This window comes from Micromonospora sp. NPDC047740 (assembly GCF_043204735.1).
In the GTDB taxonomy this organism is placed as follows: Bacteria; Actinomycetota; Actinomycetes; order Mycobacteriales; family Micromonosporaceae; genus Micromonospora.
This window is the reverse complement of sequence record NZ_JBIDCT010000003.1, coordinates 316,637-337,386: the sequence shown is the minus strand read 5'-3', so window position 1 is coordinate 337,386 and position 20,750 is coordinate 316,637. Positions and strand designations below refer to the sequence as shown.

At 73.1% G+C, this 20,750-nt stretch carries 18 protein-coding genes and 1 pseudogene; 6 read left to right on the top strand and 13 right to left on the bottom strand.

What is annotated here, in order from left to right; translation table 11 throughout:
- The first annotated feature begins 8 nt into the window (after positions 1-8).
- On the top strand, positions 9-680 hold the full coding sequence (locus ACGF4F_RS08595; protein WP_357437579.1) for a permease prefix domain 1-containing protein: 672 nt from the start codon (positions 9-11) through the stop codon (positions 678-680).
- A 26-nt stretch (positions 681-706) separates the two neighbouring features.
- Here ACGF4F_RS08595 and ACGF4F_RS08590 read toward each other — a convergent pair whose 3' ends face one another.
- The gene (locus tag ACGF4F_RS08590; protein WP_073839921.1) at positions 707-1,048 is read right to left on the bottom strand and encodes a PadR family transcriptional regulator; all 342 of its coding nucleotides are present in this window, start codon (positions 1,046-1,048) and stop codon (positions 707-709) included.
- A gap of 149 nt (positions 1,049-1,197) precedes the next feature.
- Between ACGF4F_RS08590 and ACGF4F_RS08585 the strand changes: the two genes are divergently transcribed.
- A complete protein-coding gene (locus tag ACGF4F_RS08585) occupies positions 1,198-2,133 on the top strand; it encodes a DNA primase (protein WP_357437576.1) in 936 nt (311 codons plus the stop codon).
- Between the two features lie 40 nt (positions 2,134-2,173).
- Positions 2,174-4,519 carry a transposase gene (locus tag ACGF4F_RS08580; protein ID WP_357437573.1) on the top strand — a complete coding sequence of 782 codons (2,346 nt, stop codon included), beginning with the start codon at positions 2,174-2,176 and terminating at the stop codon, positions 4,517-4,519.
- Between the two features lie 220 nt (positions 4,520-4,739).
- Here the strand turns inward: ACGF4F_RS08580 and ACGF4F_RS08575 are convergent, their stop codons facing one another.
- The 4 genes and pseudogenes from ACGF4F_RS08575 to ACGF4F_RS08560 form a co-directional block, all read right to left on the bottom strand.
- Complete coding sequence (locus ACGF4F_RS08575; RefSeq protein WP_357437570.1) at positions 4,740-5,333, bottom strand: ATP/GTP-binding protein; 594 nt, start codon at positions 5,331-5,333, stop codon at positions 4,740-4,742.
- Position 5,334: 1 nt separating this feature from the next.
- Entirely contained in the window at positions 5,335-5,712 is a 378-nt protein-coding gene (locus tag ACGF4F_RS08570; protein WP_357437898.1) for a DUF742 domain-containing protein, read from the bottom strand.
- Between the two features lie 100 nt (positions 5,713-5,812).
- Positions 5,813-6,217, bottom strand: coding sequence for a roadblock/LC7 domain-containing protein (locus ACGF4F_RS08565; protein WP_013731521.1), 405 nt, complete (start codon positions 6,215-6,217; stop codon positions 5,813-5,815).
- A pseudogene (locus ACGF4F_RS08560) lies at positions 6,214-9,698 on the bottom strand (nitrate- and nitrite sensing domain-containing protein). Before ACGF4F_RS08560 ends, ACGF4F_RS08565 begins: the two are co-directional and overlap by 4 nt.
- A gap of 385 nt (positions 9,699-10,083) precedes the next feature.
- Here ACGF4F_RS08560 and ACGF4F_RS08555 point away from each other — a divergent pair.
- Positions 10,084-10,500 (top strand): hypothetical protein, encoded by a 417-nt coding sequence (locus ACGF4F_RS08555; RefSeq protein ID WP_357437568.1) that lies wholly within the window; start codon positions 10,084-10,086, stop codon positions 10,498-10,500.
- Here the strand turns inward: ACGF4F_RS08555 and ACGF4F_RS08550 are convergent, their stop codons facing one another.
- Together ACGF4F_RS08550 and ACGF4F_RS08545 are read right to left on the bottom strand one after the other, a co-directional pair.
- Positions 10,501-11,577 carry an adenosine deaminase gene (locus tag ACGF4F_RS08550; RefSeq protein ID WP_393075915.1) on the bottom strand — a complete coding sequence of 359 codons (1,077 nt, stop codon included), beginning with the start codon at positions 11,575-11,577 and terminating at the stop codon, positions 10,501-10,503.
- A 45-nt stretch (positions 11,578-11,622) separates the two neighbouring features.
- A complete protein-coding gene (locus tag ACGF4F_RS08545; RefSeq protein ID WP_357437562.1) occupies positions 11,623-12,036 on the bottom strand; it encodes a PPOX class F420-dependent oxidoreductase in 414 nt (137 codons plus the stop codon).
- A 57-nt stretch (positions 12,037-12,093) separates the two neighbouring features.
- On the opposite strand from ACGF4F_RS08545, the gene ACGF4F_RS08540 reads away from it, so the two are divergent.
- Both ACGF4F_RS08540 and ACGF4F_RS08535 read left to right on the top strand, forming a co-directional pair.
- Entirely contained in the window at positions 12,094-12,570 is a 477-nt protein-coding gene (locus ACGF4F_RS08540; protein ID WP_357437560.1) for a MarR family transcriptional regulator, read from the top strand.
- A gap of 1 nt (position 12,571) precedes the next feature.
- On the top strand, positions 12,572-13,492 hold the full coding sequence (locus tag ACGF4F_RS08535; protein WP_393075911.1) for a putative RNA methyltransferase: 921 nt from the start codon (positions 12,572-12,574) through the stop codon (positions 13,490-13,492).
- Positions 13,493-13,499: 7 nt separating this feature from the next.
- On the opposite strand, the gene ACGF4F_RS08530 is transcribed toward ACGF4F_RS08535, so the two are convergent.
- From ACGF4F_RS08530 to ACGF4F_RS08505, 6 genes are all read right to left on the bottom strand, one after another.
- On the bottom strand, positions 13,500-14,180 hold the full coding sequence (locus ACGF4F_RS08530; protein ID WP_357437555.1) for a DUF4272 domain-containing protein: 681 nt from the start codon (positions 14,178-14,180) through the stop codon (positions 13,500-13,502).
- Between the two features lie 113 nt (positions 14,181-14,293).
- On the bottom strand, positions 14,294-15,574 hold the full coding sequence (locus tag ACGF4F_RS08525; protein ID WP_393075908.1) for a thymidine phosphorylase: 1,281 nt from the start codon (positions 15,572-15,574) through the stop codon (positions 14,294-14,296).
- A 173-nt stretch (positions 15,575-15,747) separates the two neighbouring features.
- On the bottom strand, positions 15,748-16,455 hold the full coding sequence (locus tag ACGF4F_RS08520) for a cytidine deaminase (RefSeq protein WP_357437549.1): 708 nt from the start codon (positions 16,453-16,455) through the stop codon (positions 15,748-15,750).
- A 12-nt stretch (positions 16,456-16,467) separates the two neighbouring features.
- The gene (locus ACGF4F_RS08515) at positions 16,468-17,748 is read right to left on the bottom strand and encodes an ABC transporter permease (RefSeq protein ID WP_357437546.1); all 1,281 of its coding nucleotides are present in this window, start codon (positions 17,746-17,748) and stop codon (positions 16,468-16,470) included.
- 3 nt (positions 17,749-17,751) lie between these two features.
- On the bottom strand, positions 17,752-19,107 hold the full coding sequence (locus tag ACGF4F_RS08510) for an ABC transporter permease (RefSeq protein WP_073839935.1): 1,356 nt from the start codon (positions 19,105-19,107) through the stop codon (positions 17,752-17,754).
- A gap of 76 nt (positions 19,108-19,183) precedes the next feature.
- Positions 19,184-20,710, bottom strand: a complete 1,527-nt coding sequence (locus ACGF4F_RS08505) for an ABC transporter ATP-binding protein (protein ID WP_357437895.1) — start codon at positions 20,708-20,710, stop codon at positions 19,184-19,186.
- Positions 20,711-20,750: the final 40 nt, after the last annotated feature.

Genomic DNA, 20,750 nt, shown 5'->3' with positions numbered 1-20,750 from the left:
TGGGTCCCATGCGGGGGTACGCGGACGTGCTCGTGGAGGAACGGCTGCGGGAGCTGGCCGGCCAGTTGCACGGGCCGGCCAGCCTCAAGGCCGACCTGCTGACCGAGGCGCGGCACGCGTTGCTGGACGCCGTCGAGGCATACCGGGAGGACGGCCTGCCGCCGGCGGAGGCCGAGCGGCGGGCGGTGGCCGAGTTCGGCAGCCCCGCCCAGCTCGTGCCCGACTACCAGGCCGAGCTGGCGGCCGGGGCGCTGCGCCGGCTGGCGCTGCGGGCGCTGGCGGTCGCGGTCCTGCTGATGGCCGGTGGCGACCTGACCTGGCGGGGGTCGAGCTGGAGCGACGGACCCCGGCCACCGGAGGGCTACCTGCTCCTGTCCGCCTCGCTGACCGCGATCTGGCTGCTGATCGCCGGCCTGGCGCTGGCCGGCCTGCTGCTCGGGGTCCTCGCCGCTCGATACCGGTCGTCCCGGCTCCCCCGGCTGGCGCGGGCTGCGGGCTTCGGGCTGACCGGCGGGCTGGCACTCGGCGCGGTCGCCGTCAGCGCCCTGTTCGGCTGGTCGGTCGGCCTCTGGAACGCGGCCCTGACCTGGCCCCCGATGATCATCGGCGCGGCGCTGGTGAGCGTCGGCTGGTTCGCGCTCGCCCGGGCGGCGCGCTGCTGGCTGCTGGCCACCCGCTGACGCCGGCCGGCGGCCGGTCGAGGCAGTCAGGCCGGTGCGCCCGGCGGCTCGCCCGGGCCGAGGAAACGACCGACCGTGGCGCTGAACTCGCGCCAGCCGGCCCGTTCGCCGGCGAGCGCCCGCCCCCCGGCCTCGGTGAGCTGGTAGGTGCGCCGCTCCCGGCCGTTGACGGTGCTCCACGAGCTCGCCACGTAGCCGGCCCGCTCCAGGCGGCGCAGGGCCGGGTAGATGGTGCCGGTGGGGAGGTCCAGGGTGCCGCCGCTGCGGGCCCGGAGCGCCTCGATGATCGCGTAGCCGTGCAGGGCGCCCTGCTCCAGCACGGCAAGCAGCAGCGCGTCGAGGTGTCCGTGCAGCGCCTGGGCCTTCATGTGTAGCAAGACTACTTGTCTGCCGGTCGGGACGCCACCGGGGTGCGGCTCCCGGCCGTACCGGGTCGCCGTTTAGGGTATGTGCGCAGAGTCACTCGGCGGCCGGAGGCGTCGCCGGGTGGGCAACCCGACAGCACACGGAGGTCAGCGTGGCCCGCCAGTCGCCCCACCGGCCCGACGCCGACGAGCCCGAGCTCGACGACACCACCCCGTCGGCCGCCGAAGACGAGGTCGAGGTCGACCGTCCGGCGGCGGACCGCGCGCTCTGGGACGAGTTGCGGGTCGACCCGGTGGAAATCGCCCTGCCCGCCGGCACCGGCTTCACCCTGCGGGCGTACCGGCCGGCACGGGAGCTGACCCCGACCGACGTCGCCGAGCGCGACCAGGACGACCCCTTCCTGGCCCGGCGCCAGGTCGTCGAGACCGAGGACGACGAGGAGGTGGTGATCCTCGACGAGGAGTTCGCCGCCCTCACCGCCGAGGAGGAAGAGGACGAGGAGCGCCCCAAGGGTCGCCGGCGCGGCACGGCCGAGGCGGCGGACGAGGACGCTGAGGACGCCGACGAGGACGAGGACGAGGCGGACGAGGACGCGGGCGACGAGGAGGTGCCCGTCTTCCTCAGCCACCGCGGCAAGCTGCTGCTGTTCAAGTCCCCGGAGTCGCTGGTCAGTTTCATCCGTTCCGGCGCGCCCAACGACCTGTCTCAACTGGACAGCTGGAATGAATTGTCCGAACGGGTGGAACCCGGCGACATCGCCCCGCTGGACGAGGACACCTACGAGCTCGACCTCGTGGTGGAGAACCTCCGCGGCGGCCACGACGCGTGGGACCCCACGCTCCTGATCGAGGCCGGCGAGATCGCCCGTGACCTGGCGTACGCGCTGCAGCTACCAGCCGTGCTGGACATGCTCTCCGCAGGCTCGAGCCTCGACGATCTGGACGAGTCGCTGCGGGCGAGCGTCAACGGTGGACTCGGTGGTTTCCTGGGTCGGCGCCGGCTGAAGAAAATCGGGGCACAAACCGCAAGTTTGGGTTGGCGCACCATTGTCGGCAAGATCTCTGCCGTTGTGGACTGGCGCGACTGACCCGGACCGGGGAGCATCAGTCTCTGGCAGAGCATGACCTGTGTCCCGGGAGGAGGACGACGCCGTGGCGCTCGTGCGCGTGTACTGCGGTCTGGCCTCGGCGGATCCGGCCGACCGGCCTGCTTCGGCCGGTTCGACGCTGACGTCCGCTGTGGTCGACGACGCAGGCCGTCTGCTGCATGTCTACGAGATCGGCGACGACCCCGCTGGCTACGCCCAGCTGGTCGCGCTGCTCGTGGAGCGGTCGGGCGGGCCGAGCGGTGCGGCCATCGCCGCCGACAGTGACGACCACACCGTCACCTCGCTGCTCAGTGCGGCCGGTCGGCCACTGGCGATCGCGGACGACGACTCGGTCGACGACTTCGCCGAGCGCTTCGCCGACGACGACTCGCTGGAGGAGATGCAGTCCCCGCCGGCCGAGCGCCGGGCGGTCGGGCTGGCCCGGGCGCTGCAGGCGGGCGCCCTCTCCGCGGTCACCCTGCCGGCCCCCCGGGATCTCGCTGGCTACAAGCAGGTCCTCGCCGCGCACGCCGCGCTGGCCAGCGGGCGGCACTCCGCCGCCGTGGCGCTGCGCGAGGTGCTCCGCGAGCTCTACCCGGCCGCCCTCCGCGCCTACCCGGACCCGGCCGAGCCGGTCTCCCTGGCCATCCTCGACGCGCTGCCGGAGCCCGGCATGCTCAGCGGCACGGTGGCCCGGGGCCGCGAGGTCGGAGTCGCCGCAGACGCGGTCGCCGCGCACCTCGCCAGCGAGGGCGTCGCGGACGCCGACACCATCAACGACGCGGTCACCGCGCTGCGGGTCGCCATCGCCGAGACGCCTCGACGGGCCGCCGTCAACCGGGCGCTCACCGCCGCCGTCGCGGAGACGGTCCGGCAGGCGGTCTCCGCCGTCCGGGCCTGCGACGCCGGCTGCGAGGCCCTGGTCGACGCGCTCAGCGCCCGGGTGACCACGCCCGCCCCGGCACCGGGCCGCCGGGCCGTCACCGGGCGAGGCGAGCCGGTCGACGATCGGCCCACCCTCGGCAACACCGGCACCGGCCTGCGTACGGTCCGGCCGGCGGAGCCCGAGCCGGTCGGCCGACGCACCCGCCCCGAGCCGGTCTCCGGGCCGGCCGCGCCCGCGTCGCCCCGTCCGCTCGGCCCGCCGCCGGTCGCCCCGGCACCGGTCGCGCCGCCGCCCGTCGCCCCCGCCCCGGTCACCCCGGCCGCCGCCAGCGGCCGGCCGACGTCCGCGCCGCCGGCGCGTACCGAGCCGACCGGCGCGCCGCTGCCGCAGCGGGTGGACGCCCCGGCCAACCGGCCGATCTCCGCACCGCCCCCGCCGCCGCCCGGGATCACCCCGATCGCCCCTGCCCAGCGGGGCAAGGTGCCGCCGGCCGAGGCCGGCGAGCCGTTCCGCCCGACGCTGACCACGGCGGCAATCAACAGCGCCCGGGCCGAGCGGCAGCGGACCGTTATCCCGCCCCGGCCCAAGACCAACCAGGAGCCGCCGACCGGCGGCTTCAGCGCCACCGACCTGAACGTCCCGGTGCCGACCCCGCGCCCCAACCAGGAGTCCGCTCCCCCGGGCTCCCGGGCCAACTGGCCGCTCGTCAACAACAGCGACGACCAGGACGACCGCGCCGTCCAGGCGCCGCCCGCCTACTCCTATGGCGGGGGCGTGGACGCGCCGAGCGACCCGGGCACCAGCCGGGTCACCCCGCCGTGGCTCGCGGACGACCTGCCGCAGGAGCCGCCGATGCTCCGCCTGGTGGAGCCGCCACCGCTGGCCGACCGGGCGCTACGCGACGAACTGGACGCGCCGACCGACCCGGGCCTGGACGCGCCGTCCCTGCGGCTCGTCGAGCGGCAGGAGGCGACCAGGCAGGGCCGCCCGGCGCCCCGCGCCGAGCTGCCCACCCCGCCGGAGCGGCGGCCCGAGCCGAAGGAGCACCGGCCACCGCCGGTGTCCGACGAGGGCGACGGTGACCTGCTGATCTTCGCCCAGGCGAAGTCCGCCTGGTTCGTCGGGCACGGGGACGAAGCCGACCTGGACTGGTCGAGCACCGCGGACACCGGCTGGCAGGCCGCCCAGCAGGCGGCCCGCCCGTCGGTGGGTACGGAGACCAAGGCCGGTCTGCCGAAGCGGGTCCCGCAGGCCAACCTGGTGCCGGGTTCGCCGCTGCGCGAGGAGCGTCCACTGCGGATCGTCCGGAACGCGGCCAGCCTCGCCGAAAACACCACGGGTTACTTCCGAGGTTGGCGGCGTGGCCAGGAGATCGGCGGCTTCGCCGTCGGCGGCCGCCCCGGCCGGGAGGCCGCCGGTGGCTGGGACTTCAGCCGGGACACCGGCGACCGCGACGACGAGCGGGAGTACGAGTACCGTTCCGCCGGCTACCGGTCCTGATCCGCGCCGTACGGCTTCCCACCCGCGCGTCCCTGCCCGAGGGTGAGTCATGCTGCGCTGGCCCGGTGCACGTACGTCTACGGCTGCGGGCGTACCTGCCGAGGCAGGTGTGGCCGAGGGCATCAGCGGGGCGTTCGCCTTCGCACCGCTGCGGCACGACGGTATGGACAGCGAGAAGCGCCCGGTGGCCGATGGCCACCGGGCGCTTCTGTCACGCCGGTCAGGCGGGGGCGACCGCCCGGGAACGCCGCATGGTCAGCACGTACTCGACCAGCGAGATCAGCACATGCTTGGTCGACTCCCGGTTGCGGGCGTCGCACGCCACCACCGGCACCTCGCTGGAGATGGCCAGCGCGTCCCGGACGTCCTGCGGGTCGTGGTACTGCATGCCGTCGAAGCAGTTGATGGCCACCAGGTACGGCAGCCGCCGGTGCTCGAAGAAGTCGATCGCGGCGAAGCAGTCGGCCAGCCGGCGGGTGTCGACCAGCACCACGGCACCGATGGCACCCCGGACCAGCTCGTCCCACATGAACCAGAACCGCGTCTGACCCGGCGTACCGAACAGGTACAGGATCAGGTCCCGATCGATCGAGATACGACCGAAGTCCATCGCCACCGTGGTCGTCGTCTTGCCCGGCACCTGCCGGGTGTCGTCGACGCCCACGCCGGCGGAGGTCATGATCGCCTCGGTGGTCAGCGGCGTGATCTCCGAGACCGAACCGACCAGCGTCGTCTTGCCGACGCCGAACCCACCGGCAATAACGATCTTCGCCGACGTCACGCGCCCACTCGGGGCCGACGGCCGGTGCGACATGTCAGAGCCTGCGAAGTCCACTCAGCACCCTCTCCAGCAGTTCAGTGCCCACCGCGTCGTCGGAGTCGTCCAGGATGGTCGGCTCGTGGACCGCGACCAGGCCGTCCGTCGCCATGTCGGCGATGAGCACCCGGGCCACGCCGAGCGGAAGCTGCATCCGCGCCGCGATCTCGGCGAGCGACTGCACGCGTCCGTCACACAGCGCGGCGATGTACTGGTGCTCACGACCCTGGCCGCCATTGCCATTGGCAACGGCCCGGCCGCGCACCGTCGTCTCGACGAGCGCCTCCAGGGCGATCTCGAGCCGGGGACGGGTACGACCGCGGGTCACGGCGTATGGACGGACCAGCGCTCCGGTCGGCTCGTCACGATCGGCCATGTCGCCGCTCACCTCCTTCGTACCCAGCACCGGCTCGCCCCGGTGGAACTCGTCGTTGTCGTAGTCGTTCCCGCTTCTGACCCACCGGTCAGCGCGTCGGTCAGCCCATCATCCCGACAGCCGTACGCGGCTGCGGGGTCAGGGCGTCGCCCACCCGGTCGACGAGCAGGGCCATCTCGTAGCCGACCTGCCCCACGTCGCAGCTGCGCGCGGCGAGTACCGCGAACGACGAGCCGTCCGAGATGGACATCAGGAACAGGAAGCCGTTGTCCATCTCGACGACGGTCTGCAGCACCGCCCCACCCTCGAAGCAGCGCGCCGCGCCCTGGGTCAGGCTGACCAGGCCGGACGCGATCGCCGCGAGCTGGTCCGCGCGGTCCCGCGGAAGGTCACGGGACGAAGCGAGAAGCAGGCCGTCGGCGGAGACCGCGACCGCGTGCGCCACACCGGGCACCCGGTCGGCGAAGTTGGCGAGCAGCCATCCGAGATCCTGCGTACTAGTCATCGTTGTTGCTCCTTCTGTCCGCTCCCGGCCACGGGCCTGAGCCAGACTGCGAGGACTGCTGACCGCCCGGAGTGGCCTCCGAGCCGGCCGAGTTGCTGTCGGTCGGGTGGTTACGCCCCCGCTGCACGCCCCGGTGGTAGGCCGACAGCAGACCCCGGACGCCTTCCGGCGTCCGGCGCTGCACCGAGGCGGACGGCTTCTCGATACCGCCCGGGACGAGCTGCGCCATCGGCACCCGCTTGGGGAGGCCCTTCTGGGTGGTCTCGGCGACCGGGACCTCGGTGGCCGCCGAGGCGGCCCGCCAGCCGTCGTCGGCCACGGTCTGCCAGCCGGGAGATGGCTGTTGCGGCCGCCGGCTCGGCAGTGCTTCGGCGTAATCGGGACGGACGCCTTCGTTCGCCGATCCGTTGTCGCGCGGTGCTCCGCCAGCCGTCGGAGTGTGTGCCATCGGTGTGTTACCTGTCGTCCCGGGTGTTGTCTGCTGGACGGCCTGACCGGCGGCGTCGACCTTGGCGAACTGCTGGGTGGCCGCACCGTTCGCCGCCGGGCCTTGCGCTGCGGCGGTCTCCTCCGGCCCCGGCTTGCGGGTGCGGAACCAGGCCGACTCCAGCTCCCGGAAGATCGGCAGCTCCATCGTCTCGTCCGCGTACCGCTGGCGGTTGGCCGTCGGCTGCGGCGTGGTCGGCCGCGGCGCGGGGGCCGACGCGGGCCGGCTGAGCGCCGGCGGCGTCTCCGGCCGGGCGACCCGGGGCAACTCGGTGGTCATGTCCAGGCCGGCAGCCAGGCGCTCCGGCACCGGCGGTGCGGCGGCCGGGTCCGGCGCGGGAACCGGCGGCCAGGCCGGCGGGGCGCCGAAGCTGGGCGCGGGGGTCGGCGGGGCCGGACGCGGCAGGTGGCTCACCGGCGGCACGGAGACCGGCTGGCCGGGGGCGGGCGAGGCCGACACCGGCTGCGCCGAGACCGGCGCGGCCGAGACGGGGTGGCCCGAGACCGGCGAGGCCGAAACGGGTACGCCGGATACCGGCGGCGCGGAGACCGGCGGGAACGGCGGGCCGGAGACCGGCGGCGGGTTGTACGGCCACGCCTCCGGGCTGCTCGGCAGCTGCCGCGGGATGGGCGGCTGCTGGCCGGTGCTGGCCGGGTCGCCGTCGGCCGGGCTGCGCCGCTGCGGCAGCGGGTCGACCGGCTGGCCGTTCGACGTGCGGGGGGTGTAGCCGTCACCACCGGCGGCGCCGCTGGCCCCGGTCAGGTCGGACCAGGCCGGCATCGAGCGCGCGCCACCCGGGCTGGCCGGGGTGCCGGCGCCGTTGCGCGGCGCCGCGTCGAAGGCCCGCCCACCAAATGTCACCTGGTTGCCGGACGAGCCCGGGCGCGGGGCCGGCGGGGTCTGCGGGCCGTTGTTGAGCGCGGCCACGGCGCCGAATGCGGCGGCCAGGCCACCGCCCTGCGGTGGGCCGGCCGCGCCGGCCGGGAGGGCGGGCGTCGGGTGGCCCCGGCCGGAGAGGGCGCGCGGCACCAGGACCGAGGTCGGCAGCGCGACGTCGGCCACCATGCCCCGGTCGCCGCCGGGCCGCAGCTCGACCTTGACGCCGTGCCGGGCAGCGAGCCGCGCAACCACGACCAGGCCCATCATCCGGGAGACCGCGACGTCCACCTGCGGCGGAGTGGCGAGCCGCTCGTTCAGCTCGCGCAGCTGCTCGGCGCTGATGCCGATGCCCCGGTCCTCCACGTAGAGCGTCGCGCGGTCGCCCACCCGGCGGGCCTCCACCATGACGTGGGAGTCCGGCGGGGAGAACGCGGTGGCGTTGTCGAAGAGCTCGGCGACCAGGTGCACCAGGTCGTTGACCGCGTGCGCGGCGACCTCGATGTCCCGGTCGATCACGCCGAACTCGATCCGGGTGTAGTGCTCGACCTCGGACTGGGCGGCGCGGAGCACGTCGATGAGGGCGGCGGGCTCGCGCTGCACGCGGGTGGAGTCGGCACCGGCGAGAACCAGCAGGTTCTCGTCGTTGCGGCGCATCCGGGTGGCGAGGTGGTCGAGCTGGAACAGCTCGGCCAGCCGGTCCGGGTCCTCCTCGCCGCGCTCCAGCCGGTCGAGGTGGCCGATCAGCCGGTCGACCAGGATCTGCGACCGGCGGGCCAGGTTGACGAACATCGTCGCGACGGACGCCCGGAGGGCGGCCTGCTCGGCGGCGGTCCGGACGGCCTCCAGGTGGACGGCGTTGAACGCCTCGGTCACCTGGCCGAACTCGTCCTTGCTGCGGACCGGCAGCGGCTCGGCGATCTGGTTGGCCAGCTGCACCGGGGTGAGCTGTCCGGTGACCTGCGGGTCCCGCAGCCGGGCCACCGCCTGCGGCAGGCCGTACTGGGCCACCGAGAGGGCGCCCTGCCGCAGCTCGCGCAGCGAGCGGGCCATCGAGCGGGCGACCAGGTACGCGAAGAGGATGGCCAGCAGCAGCATGCTGAGCAGCAGGCCGGTCTCCAGGAACACCTGGGTCTGGGTGGCCGAGCGGAGGCTGCCGGCCTGCCGGACCACGTTGCCGTCGAGCCGCTTCTCCACGGTACGGAGCAGCTTGGCGTTGGCCACCATGGCCTTGTCCCACTGGTCCGTGTTGACCTGGACATCGGACAGTTTCGCGGCGCTGCTGATCTGACGCTGGTAGTTCAGCGACTCGCGCAGGTCGGGGCCGGAGACGGTCTGCTCGTAGAACGCGGAGTCGGCCTGGTTGGCGATCGCCTTGAAGTTCTCCTGCGCCTGGATCCCGCCGGTCCCGGTGGCGATGAATTTGTCGCGTAGCGCCGGGGTGAGGGCCCTGCCCAGCAGGGCCTGGTGGACGACCAGGCGGCGCTGGGACAGCCACTCCTTCTCCCGGGCGACGGCGGCACCGGCCCGCATCCGGTCGCTCAGGTCGTTGTCACCGGCGAGCTGGGTGGCCGAGTCCCGGATCGAGATGAGGTCGTTGATCAGTCCCTCGTACGCCTGCTGCGCGTCGCTGATGCTCATCTTGCCGTTGAGCACCTGGCTCCGGGTCCCCGGCAGGTCGGAGAGGCTCTTGTCGATCTTGCCGAGCAGGCGATCGAAGTTCGCCGGCAGGCCGTCGATCGCGTTCCGCTCCTGCCGGTAGGGCGTCTTCACCTGGTCGACCCGCTGGTTGGCCCGGTTGTAGGCCTCCTCGTACTGGGCCCTGGTCTGGACCTGGCTCGAGCCGAGCCACAGCACCGCGTTGACCCGCTCGTCCTGCAGCGTGTCGACCAGATCACCCGAGTAGCCGATCAGATTGGCCAGGTTGCCTGCCCGGTTGGCATCGTTGAGCGTCCCCAGGTGGTCGACCAGACCACTGGTGCCGACCACGACCGTGGCGATGGTCGGCACGATCATGATCAGACCGAGCTTGGACCAGATCGGCATGTCGCGGAGCCGGCTGGCCGGCCGGCGCAGCCGCGACAGGAAGGAGCCCGCCGTCGTTGGCCGTTTGCTCACGTCACCGCCCTCGCATTACCGCGTCCGGACGTCGCCGTTGGGCAACGCCGAGCGACCGACCCGGCGGGTCGGACCTCCGAGATTCCATCACGCCGCCCGGCAAACGGAAAGCCCAGGTTGTCCGTCGCCGTTGGTGTGATGAGATGTTGATGCAATTTGGCAGCAATCTGTCTGGCCGGAGTCACTGAAAGTAATGGAACACCCTCACCGCGTCGTCCTCCTCGCTGGACCCTCCGGCTCCGGAAAGTCGTACATAGCCGAGCGAACCGGACTTCCTGTGCTCTGCCTTGACGACTTTTACAAGGACGGCGATGACCCTACGTTGCCGCGCCGGAACGGGCAGGCCGACTGGGAGTCGCCCCTGTCCTGGGACGCGGATGCAGCGGTGGACACGATTGCCCGACTGGCCCGGGACGGCAAGGCCGAAGTGCCGGTTTATGCGATCGGCGCAGACCGTAAGGTGGCCACCCGGCCATTTGATCTCGCCGGATCGCCACTTTTCGTGGCCGAAGGGATCTTCGCCGCCGAGATCGTCGACGAGTGCCGGCGTCGCGGCCTGCTCGCCGGGGCGTACGCGCTGCGCCGGCCGCGGGGGGCGACCTTCGTCCGCCGACTCGCCCGCGACCTCTCCGAGCAGCGCAAGGCGCCCCGGGTGCTGATCCGGCGCGGGGTTGCGCTGCTCCGCGCGGAGCCCGCGGTGCTGCGCCGGCAGACCGGGCTGGGCGCCGAGGCGGCCCGGGCCGGCGAGGTGCTGCGCCGGGTGGCCGCGCTGCTCGCCGGCCACCCGCACCAGCATCCGTGATCAGCCGATCAGCTTGGCGTACGCCGGCTTGATCACCTCGTCGATGATCGTCAGCCGCTCGTCGAACGGGATGAAGGCACTCTTCATCGCGTTGATGGTGAACCACTGGAGTTCCTTCCAGCCGTAGCCGAAGGCCTCCACCAGCAGCGCCATCTCCCGGGACATCGAGGTGCCGCTCATCAACCGGTTGTCGGTGTTGACGGTCACCCGGAAGCGCAGGTCGCGCAGCAGCCCGATCGGGTGCTCGGCGATCGACGGCGCCGCCCCGGTCTGCACGTTCGACGACGGGCAGAGCTCCAGCGGGATCCGCTTGTCCCGGACGTACGCGGCCAGCCGGCCCAGCACCGGCGGCGACCCGGGGGTGATGTCGTCGACGATCCGGACGCCGTGCCCGAGCCGGTCGGCGCCGCACCACTGGATCGCCTGCCAGATCGACGGCAGCCCGAACGCCTCGCCGGCGTGGATGGTGAAGTGGAAGTTCTCCCGCTGGAGGTACTCGAAGGCGTCCAGGTGCCGGGTGGGCGGGAAGCCCGCCTCCGCGCCGGCGATGTCGAAGCCGACCACCCCGGTGTCCCGGTGCCGGACGGCCAGCTCGGCGATCTCCTGGGAGCGGGCGGCGTGCCGCATCGCGGTGAGCAGCGTGCCGATCCGGATCGGGGTGCCCGCCTCGGCGGCCAGGGCGCTGCCCTCGACGAAGCCGGCCACCACGGCCTCGACCACCTCGTCCAGGGTCAGGTTCCGCTCCAGGTGCTGCTCGGGGGCGAACCGGACCTCCGCGTAGACCACCCCGTCGGAGGCCAGGTCCAGCGCGCACTCGCGGGCCACCCGGCGCAGTGCGGGCGCGGTCTGCATGACGCCCACGGTGTGCGCGAAGGTCTCCAGGTATCGCTCCAGCGAGCCCGAGTTGGCCGACTCGACGAACCAGCGGCCCAGCGCCTCCGGGTCGGTGGTGGGCAGCTCGTGGCCGACCTCGGCGGCCAGCTCGACGACCGTCGCCGGCCGCAGACCGCCGTCCAGGTGATCGTGCAGCAGCGCCTTCGGGACCTTGATGATGTCCTCGTACCGGATTGCGACCATGCACAGACCCTAGTCACCGACCGCGCGGCGCGGGACGGGGCCGGCTCAGGGCCGCCAGCCGTACACCCGCTCGACGGCGAGGCGGAGGACGAGGCGGCCGTCGGCGACCATCGCGGCCCGGTAGTCCGCCCAGTCCGGGTGCTCGCCCCGGATCCGCCGGTAGACCTCCACCAGCTCGTCGACCGTGGCGTCGTCGGTCGCCTCGGCCGGCGGGGTGACGGTCACGGTTCCCTCCGTGACCGCGTACGCCCCACCGTCGGGGGTGGTGACGTGGAAGCTGGCCCTCGGATCGCGCCGCAGGTTGCGTACCTTCGCCCGGTCGGCGGTGGTGGAGCAGCGGATCAGCCCCGGCTCGGCCAGGTAGTCCACGTTCGACAGCTGGGGCCGGCCGTCCCGGCGCAGGGTCACCAGCACCCCGCGCCCCCGCTCGCCGAACAGCTCCCAGAGTTTGGTTGACATGTCATCGACCGTAGGACGACTTCGGTGACATGTCAACCAGTCGGGTAGGATCGCCGTATGGACGAACCACGCTGGCTGGACGAGCGGGAGGACCGCGCCTGGCGCGGCTACCGCCGGATGCGCCGGCTGCTCGACCTGGCGCTGGCCCGCGAGCTGATGCAGGACGCGGGCCTCTCCGAGCCGGACTACGACGTCCTCTCCGACCTCTCCGAGGCGCCCGAGCAGCGGCTACGGCTCAGCGAGCTCGCCGACCGCATGCTCTGGTCCCGCAGCCGGCTCTCCCACCACCTGTCCCGGATGCAGCAGCGCGGCCTGGTCACCCGCGAGGAGTGCCCCTCCGACGGTCGCGGATCGATCGTCGCGCTGACCCCGGCCGGCCGGGCCGCCATCGCGGCCGCCGCGCCGGGCCACGTCGCCGCCGTCCGCCGGCACCTGATCGACCTGCTCACCCCGGAGGAGGTCACCGCGCTGGGCGCGCTCACCCAGCGGGTGGTCGACCGCCTCGCCGGGCGTCCGGCCGTCCCGGAGGCCTGACGTGGACCATCGCATCCTCGATCGGTTGCGCTGCCCGGTCTGCGCCGAACCGCTCGCGGAGACCACCGCCGGCACCACCCGGGCGCTGCGCTGCCCGCGCCGGCACAGCTTCGACCTCGCCCGCCAGGGGTACGTCAACCTGCTCGCCGGGCGCACGCCGCACTCCGGGGACAGCGCCGACATGGTCGCCGCCCGGGCCGACTTCCTCGCCGCCGGCCACTACGACACCGTCGCCGCCGCGCTCGCCGCAGCCGCCGCCGAGGTGGTCGACCGGGTCCGCGGCACCACGGACGCGGCGACGACGCGGGGTGACCGCCGCGCGGACGGCACCAGCGCGGCGGAGGCGCCGAGCCCGCTCGTGGTGGACGCCGGCGCGGGGACCGGCTGGTACCTCGCGGCGGTGCTGGCGGCGCTGCCCGACGCCGTCGGCCTGGCCCTGGACGTCGCCAAGCCGGCGCTGCGCCGCGCGGCCCGCGCCCATCCGCGCGCCGCCGCGGCGCTCGCCGACACCTGGCAGCGGCTCCCGCTCGCCGACGCCTCAGCCGCTGTGCTGCTCAACGTCTTCGCGCCGCGCAACGGCCCGGAGTTCCACCGGGTGCTGGACCCGGCCGGCGCGCTGCTGGTGGTCACCCCCGCCGAGGACCACCTGGCCGAACTGGTGGCCGCGCTGGACCTGCTCCGGGTCGACCCGGTCAAGGCCGACCGGGTGGCGGGCAGCCTCGGCAGCCACTTCGTCGAGGAGTCGGCGACCCTGCACCGGGCCCGACTGGCGCTCACCCGGCCCGAGGTGGCCACCCTGGTCGGGATGGGCCCCAGCGCCTGGCACACCGACCCGTCCCGGCTCGCCGAGCGCATCGCCGCGCTGCCCGAGCCGGTGCCGGTCACCCTCGCGGTCCGCCTCGGCGGATACCGGCCGCGCTGACCGTCTCCTAGGTGGAGAGGTCGACCTCTTCCCAGCCCGGCGGCTCGTCGTGGTACGGCCCGCGCAGCACCACCGCCCACTCCAGCGCCCACCGGCGCTGCCCGATGGCGTTCGCGTCGACCAGCCCGGGCAGCGCCCGCCCGGCCTGCTCCGTCTCCAGATACGCCCAGTCCAGGCAGTAGTGCAGGTCGAGCAGGGCGGCGGCGTCGGCCGGGTGCTGCGGGGCGGCCAGGATCCGGGCCCGCCACTGCGGAAAGGTCTCCCCGGCGACGATATTGGGCATCCGCTCCACCAACCGCTCGTCCACCGGCACCGTGGGGTCCAACTCCTTGGCCAGTCCGAGCACCCAGGCCAGCGAGAAGAGCGCGTCGTGGTGCAGCACGAACGAGCGGTGGTCGCCCTTGCCACCCATCACGAACTGCCACTCCGGCGGAGTCACCAGGTCAACCAGGTGCGACTCCAGCAGCCAGCTCATGGCGGCCTGCGCCGGCATCCCGAAGCACCGGGCCAGGATCACGTGCAGGATCGCGATCCGAGCCTCGACCTCGGCGGTGGGGCGCAGCTCGATCTCGTCGCCCGGTTCCCACACCAGCGGGAACTGCGGCGGCGGCAACGGCAGGCCCAGCCGGGACAGCTCATCGAGGCTCGCCTCACGGACGGCCCGCGGGTCAGGGGCGGGTACGCGCACGGCTCAGGTCCCTGTCTGCTCGCATCGGCTCATCGCCGGTCGCTATCCCCCCTTGGCCAGGGAGGATAGCGGCTCGGCGGGCTCAGCACCACGGCCGGAGCCGGGCCGGACCCTCAGCCGATCCGGTCGATCACCAGCGGCGCCACGGCCGGCGCGGCCGGCGCGACGCGGACCGCCTGCTGCGCCTCGGCGAGCGCGGCCGGAATCCGCTCCGCGTGCTCGGCGCGCAGCTCGTAGAGGGGCTCGCCGACGCGTACCCGGTCGCCGGGGCGCCTGTGCAGCACCACGCCGGCCGGGATGCTCACCGGGTCCTCCTTGCGGGCCCGGCCGGCCCCGAGCCGCCAGGCGGCCACGCCGATCGCGTACGCGTCCACCTCGGCGACGTAGCCGTCCTCGGCGGCGCGGACCACCTCGACCTCGTTGGCCGTGGGCATCGGGGCGTCCGGGTCGCCGCCCTGTGCCCGGATCATCGTCCGCCAGGCGTCCATCGCCCGGCCGTCGCGCAGCGCCGCCGCCGGGTCGGCGTCCGGCAGGCCGGCCGCGTCGAGCATCTCCCGGGCCAGCGCCAGGGTCAGCTCGACCACGTCGGCCGGGCCGCCGCCGGCGAGCACCTCGATCGACTCGGTCACCTCGACCGCGTTGCCCACGGCCAGACCGAGCGGGGTGGACATGTCGGTGAGCAGGGCCACGGTTCGCACGCCGTGCGCCTTGCCCAGCTGCACCATGGTCCGGGCCAGTTCGCGGGCGTCGTCCACGTTCTTCATGAACGCGCCCGAGCCGACCTTCACGTCGAGCACCAGCGCACCGGTCCCCTCGGCGATCTTCTTGCTCATGATCGAGCTGGCGATCAAAGGGATCGCCTCCACGGTGCCGGTGACGTCGCGCAGCGCGTACAGCTTGCGGTCGGCCGGGGCCAGCCCGTCGCCGGCCGCGCAGATCACCGCGCCGACGTCGCGGAGCTGGGCGATGAACTCGTCGTTGCTCAGCGCGGCCCGCCAGCCGGGGATCGACTCCAGCTTGTCGAGCGTGCCGCCGGTGTGGCCGAGACCCCGGCCGCTCAGCTGCGGCACCGCCGCCCCGCAGGCGGCGACGAGCGGGGTCAGCGGCAGGGTGATCTTGTCGCCGACGCCGCCGGTGGAGTGCTTGTCCACGGTCGGCCGGGCCACGGTGGAGAGGTCCAGCCGCTCGCCGCTGGCGATCATCGCGGCGGTCCACCGCGCGATCTCCGGCCCGGTCATGCCGCGCAGCAGGATCGCCATGGCCAGCGCCGACATCTGCTCGTCGGCGACCAGCCCCTTGGTGTACGCGTCGACGACCCAGTCGATCTGCCCGTCGCTCAGCACACCCCCGTCCCGCTTGGTCCGGATGACATCAACCGCCGTAAAAGCACTCACCAGAAGTTCCAATCAGTCGTTGCGGAAGCATTCGGCGCACCGCGACCAGCCGAGGGATTGGGCCGACCGTGACCGGCGGAGGGATCAAGCCTGACCGCCCGGAGCCGGGCACGGTCGGCCCAATCCCACAAGCTCAGCCAACCCGGAGCCGGGCACCGTCGGCCCGATCCCCCCTAGCTCGACTCCCAGCGGACCGGGATCTCCAGAGGAGGCTCACCCTCACCGGCCCAGAAGATCGTGCCCGACGCGTCCACCACCACCACGCGCGGCGTCCGCGCCAGCCCCCAGGTGATCGCCTCCGCCGGCTCGTCCCAGGTCGGGCCCTCCTCCAGCACGCCGGTCTCGGCGCCCTCGGTGTCCCCGGCCGACCGCTCCCAGTACGCCGTCCAGACCTGCTGCCCGGCGGAGAGGTCCGGGTGCACGAAGACCGTGCCCCGCCCCCGCCAGGCGGCCAGCCGCTCCGGCACCACCGGCACCGGCGTCTCGCCGGTCACCGCCTCCAGGTCCTCGACGCCGAACGCGTGCGGCAGCAGCTCGGTCATCCGCAGCGGGCCGCCCTTCGCCTCGATCAGGCACTCCGGGCCGCCGTTCTCCCAGAGCAGCTGCCGGCACCGGCCGCACGGCATCAGCGGCTCGCCGGTGGCGTCGACGCAGGAGAGGGCGACGATCCGGCCGCCGCCGGTGGCGTGCAGCGAGGAGACCACGCCGCACTCGGCGCAGAGAACCACGCCGTAGGCGGCGTTCTCCACGTTGCAGCCGACCACCACCCGGCCGTCGTCGACCAGGGCCGCCGCTCCGACCGGGAACTTCGAGTACGGCACGTACGCGTGCCGCATCACCTCGGTGGCGGCGGCCCGCAGCCGCTCCCAGTCGATCTCCACGTGCTACCTCCGTCAGCCCTTGATGTACGGCTTGCCGTCCGCCGCCGGCGCCCGGACCCTGCCGACCAGGCCGGCCACGGCCAGGATCGTCGCCAGGTACGGCAGCATCGCCAGGAACTGGCTGGGGATGCTGCTGCCGATCGCGCCGAGGTAGGTGGCGAGCTGGTCGGCGAAGCCGAAGAAGAGCGCCGCGAGCAGCGCGCCGGTCGGGCTCCACCGGCCGAAGATCAGCGCGGCCAGGGCGATGAAGCCCTTACCACCGATCATGTTCTTGGTGAACGAGAAGAGCGCCAGGGTGTACGAGGCGCCACCCACGCCGGCCACCAGCCCCGCCATGATCACGTTGCGGTAGCGCAGCCGCAGCACCTTCACGCCCAGGGTATCGGCGGCGGTGGGGTGCTCGCCCACTGACCGGGTCCGCAGCCCCCACCGGGTACGGAACAGCGCGAAGTGGATGACCAACACCAGCAGCAGCCCGAGGTAGAGGAAGATGTTGCTCCGGAACAGCGCCGGACCGATCAGCGGGATGTCCCTGAGCAGCGGGATCTCCCAGGTGCCGAACCGGGGGGCGCTGTTGTACTTGGTCGCGTCGGTCTGCATCAGCCGCTCGTAGAGGAAGCCGGTGATGCCGACCGCGAGCAGGTTGAGCACGATGCCCATGACCACCTGGTCGACCAGGTAGCGGATGGCGAACACGGCGAGCAGCAGGGAGATGAACGCGCCGCCGATCGCGGCGGCCACCAGACCGACCCAGACGCTGCCGGAGATGCTGCCGAAGAGCGCGCCGGAGAAGGCCCCCATCAGCAGCTGGCCCTCGATCGCCACGTTGACCACGCCGGACCGCTCGCAGAGCACGCCGGCCAGCGCGCCGAAGATCAGCGGCAGCGCCAGGACGAAGGTGTTGCGGACGACGTTGACCAGCGGCATGAAGTTGCTCCCCGCGGGCGCCGCAGAGACCTGCCAGCAGAGAAAGCTGAGCACGAAACCGACCAGCCCGACGCCGAGCAGCAGGGTGAACCAGCGCTTCGGCACTCCGGCCAGCAGCGCGGCGCCGGCCGCGGCGGCGATCAGCCCGAACAGGATCGCGCCGACCGTACCGTTGATCTCCAGCGCCGCGCCGCCCTCGGTCTCGCTGAGCGTGAACCGGGCCTGCTGATCGGTGGCGAGCGCGCCGAAGAGCACCGCCGCGAGCAGACCCAGCACCAGCACCACCGCACCGGTCTTGCGGGTACGCGTCCAGAAACCCTCGTCGACCGCGGTGACGGCGACCTCGGGGACAGCCATGGTGGACATGCCTCACCAGCCCTTCGCGAGGCTCGTCTGCAGCCGGGCCGCGCGGGCCGCCCGGAGCTGGAAGATCGCCTTCACCAGGGCCGGCGCGGCGATGAAGATGACGATGAGCGCCTGGAGCACGGTGACCAGCTCCAGCGAGATCCCGGAGTACGACTGCATCCGGTTGCCGCCGGCCTGGAGCGCGCCGAAGAGCAGCGCGGCCATCAGCACACCCCACGGCTTCACCCGGCCCAGCAGCGCGACCAGGATGCCGTCGAAGCCGATCTGGGCGACCACCTGCGGGGTGAGCGCGTCCGCGGTAGAACCGAGCACCATGTTCGAGCCGCCGAGCCCGGCCAGCACGCCGGCGATCACCATGACCAGGACGAACGTCTTGGTGACGCTGATGCCTGCGGTGCGGGCGGCGTCCGGGTTGGCGCCGACCGCGCGCAGCTCGAAGCCGAGCGTCGAGCGGTTCAGCAGCCAGGCCACGAACCAGGTGGCCAGCACCGCGAGCAGGATGCCCGCGTGCACCCGCAGGTTGTCGCCGAGCAGCCGGGGCAGCTGGGCGGAGGCCTCGACCGGCTTGCTGATCGCGTCGGCCCGCCGCGGGTTCTGCACCCCGTTCTGGATGATGATCCAGGACAGGAAGTAGACCGCGACGTAGTTGAGCATGATCGTGTTGATCACCTCGTGGGCCCCGGTCCGCGCCTTGAGGATGCCCGGGATGAAGCCCCAGATCGCACCGCCGGCCGCACCGGCGATCAGCGCGACGAGCAGGTGCACCCCCGGCGGCAGCGGCAGCGCGAAGCCGGCCGCCGCGGCCAGGATGACGCCGATGGTCGCCTGCCCCTGGGCGCCGATGTTGAACAGGCCGCCCCGGAAGGCGAGCGCCACCGACAGGCCGGTGAAGACCAGGGGCGCGGTGTAGGTGAGCGTCTCCGAGATCGGGCTCAGCGCGGCGGTGAAGCCGGACGCCTCCGGGTCGAAGATCGCGCCCTTGAACAGGTTCGCGTACGCCTCGCTGACCACGGTCCAGCTGGAGTTGATCGCGTCCGAGGGCCGGGCGGTGATGTAGCCGTAGGTGGCCAGCACCGCCGGGTCGGAGACGATGATCAGCACCGCGCCGACCAGCATCGCCAGCAGCACCGCGAGCACCGTCACGGTGACCGTGTTCGCCGCCCAGAGGTTGTCCAGGAACAGCCGGCCCAGCGAGGGGCGGGGCTCGGCCGGGGGCTCCTTGGTGGCGGTGGCGGCCACCGCACGCTCGGAGTCGCCCGCCGGCGCGGTCGGGTTCGCCCGCGCCTCGCTCCGCGCCTCCTGCGCCTCGGTCGCCGGCTCCTTGTCCGGGGAGCCCGACACCGGGTTCGGGTTGCTCATGCCGCCACCTCGCTGCGCTCGGCGCCGGCATGAGGCACCACCGCGCTGTACTGATGATTCGCTCGCTGGCGCTCGCTCATGCCTCGTCCTCATTACCAGGGCCCTCGGGGGCCGGGGCGCCGGGCTCGCCGGGGGTGCCGTCGGTCGTGGCGGCGGTGTCCGGGGTGATGCCCGCCATCAGCAGGCCGATCTCCTCGCGCGGGGTGTCCGGGCTGACGACGCCGATGATCCGGCCGCGATACATCACCGCGATCCGGTCGGCCAGCCCGATCACCTCGTCCAGCTCGCTGGAGACCACCATGACGGCGGTGCCGATGTCCCGCTCGCGGATCACCCGGCTGTGGATGAACTCGATCGAGCCGACGTCCACGCCCCGGGTCGGCTGCGCGGCGATGAAGAGCTTCAGCGGCCGGGACAGCTCCCGGGCCACGATCACCTTCTGCTGGTTGCCGCCGGAGAGCGTGCCCACCGGCGCGTCCGCCGAGGAGGTACGGACGTCGAACTGCTCGATCCGCTCCTTGGCCGACTGCGCGATGGCGTCCGGCTTGAGCGACAGGCCCTTGCCGAAGGGCGGCCGGTCGTAGATGTCCAGCACCAGGTTCTCCGCGACGGAGAACTCCTTGACCAGTCCGTCGACGCTGCGGTCCTCCGGCACGTACCCGACGCCGGCGCGGAGCACCTTCTTGGTCGGCCAGCCGTGCACGGCCTCGCCGTCCAGGGTCACCGTGCCGGCGAGCACCGGCCGCAGGCCCATGACGGCCTCGATCAGCTCGGTCTGGCCGTTGCCCTGCACGCCCGCGATGCCGAGCACCTCACCGGCGTGCACGGTCAGGTCCACGCCGTCGACCGCGCGTACCTGCCGGTCGTCGTCCACCACCAGGCCGGCGACCTCGAGGATCGGCTTGCCCGGGGTGGCCGGCTTCTTGTCGACGGTCAGCCGGACGCTGCGGCCCACCATCAGCGCGGCCAACTCGTCCCGGCTGGCGCTCGGCGAGGCCGTGCCCACGGTCTTCCCGCGGCGGATCACCGTGATCCGGTCCGCGATCGCCTTGACCTCGCCCAGCTTGTGGGTGATGAAGACGATCGACTTGCCGGCGGCCTTGAGCGACCGCATGACCGCGAGCAGTTCCTCGGTCTCCTGCGGGGTGAGCACCGCGGTCGGCTCGTCGAGGATCAGCAGGTCGACCTCGCGGGTGAGGGCCTTGACGATCTCCACCCGCTGCTGGATGCCGACCGGCAGGTCCTCGATCACCGCGTCCGGGTCGACCCGCAGGTTGTACCGCTCGGAGACCTCGGCGACCTCGCGCCGGGCCCGCCGCCGGTCCAGGAAGCCGGTGAAGCCGCCCTTGACCTGCTCGGCGCCGAGCATGACGTTCTCCGCCACGGTGAAGACCGGCACCAGCATGAAGTGCTGGTGCACCATGCCGATGCCGGCGGCGATGGCGTCCGACGGGCCCTTCAGCTTCAGCGGCTGGCCGTCGACCAGGATCTCGCCCTCGTCGGGCTGGTAGAGCCCGTAGAGCACGTTCATCAGGGTCGACTTGCCGGCGCCGTTCTCGCCGAGCAGGGCGTGGATCTCTCCAGGCTCCACCGTCAGGTCGATGTGGTCGTTGGCGACCAGATCACCGAACCGTTTGGTGATG

Bases quoted from the DNA above. Each gene is read 5' to 3' on its own strand.
- ACGF4F_RS08595 (WP_357437579.1), top strand. From the start codon at position 9: ATGCGGGGGTACGCGGACGTGCTCGTGGAGGAACGGCTGCGGGAGCTG.
- ACGF4F_RS08590 (WP_073839921.1), bottom strand. From the start codon at position 1,048: ATGAAGGCCCAGGCGCTGCACGGACACCTCGACGCGCTGCTGCTTGCC.
- ACGF4F_RS08575 (WP_357437570.1), bottom strand. From the start codon at position 5,333: ATGTCGCACCGGCCGTCGGCCCCGAGTGGGCGCGTGACGTCGGCGAAG.
- ACGF4F_RS08570 (WP_357437898.1), bottom strand. From the start codon at position 5,712: ATGGCCGATCGTGACGAGCCGACCGGAGCGCTGGTCCGTCCATACGCC.
- ACGF4F_RS08565 (WP_013731521.1), bottom strand. From the start codon at position 6,217: ATGACTAGTACGCAGGATCTCGGATGGCTGCTCGCCAACTTCGCCGAC.
- ACGF4F_RS08550 (WP_393075915.1), bottom strand. From the start codon at position 11,577: ATGGTCGCAATCCGGTACGAGGACATCATCAAGGTCCCGAAGGCGCTG.
- ACGF4F_RS08545 (WP_357437562.1), bottom strand. From the start codon at position 12,036: ATGTCAACCAAACTCTGGGAGCTGTTCGGCGAGCGGGGGCGCGGGGTG.
- ACGF4F_RS08540 (WP_357437560.1), top strand. From the start codon at position 12,094: ATGGACGAACCACGCTGGCTGGACGAGCGGGAGGACCGCGCCTGGCGC.
- ACGF4F_RS08515 (WP_357437546.1), bottom strand. From the start codon at position 17,748: ATGTCCACCATGGCTGTCCCCGAGGTCGCCGTCACCGCGGTCGACGAG.
- ACGF4F_RS08510 (WP_073839935.1), bottom strand. From the start codon at position 19,107: ATGAGCAACCCGAACCCGGTGTCGGGCTCCCCGGACAAGGAGCCGGCG.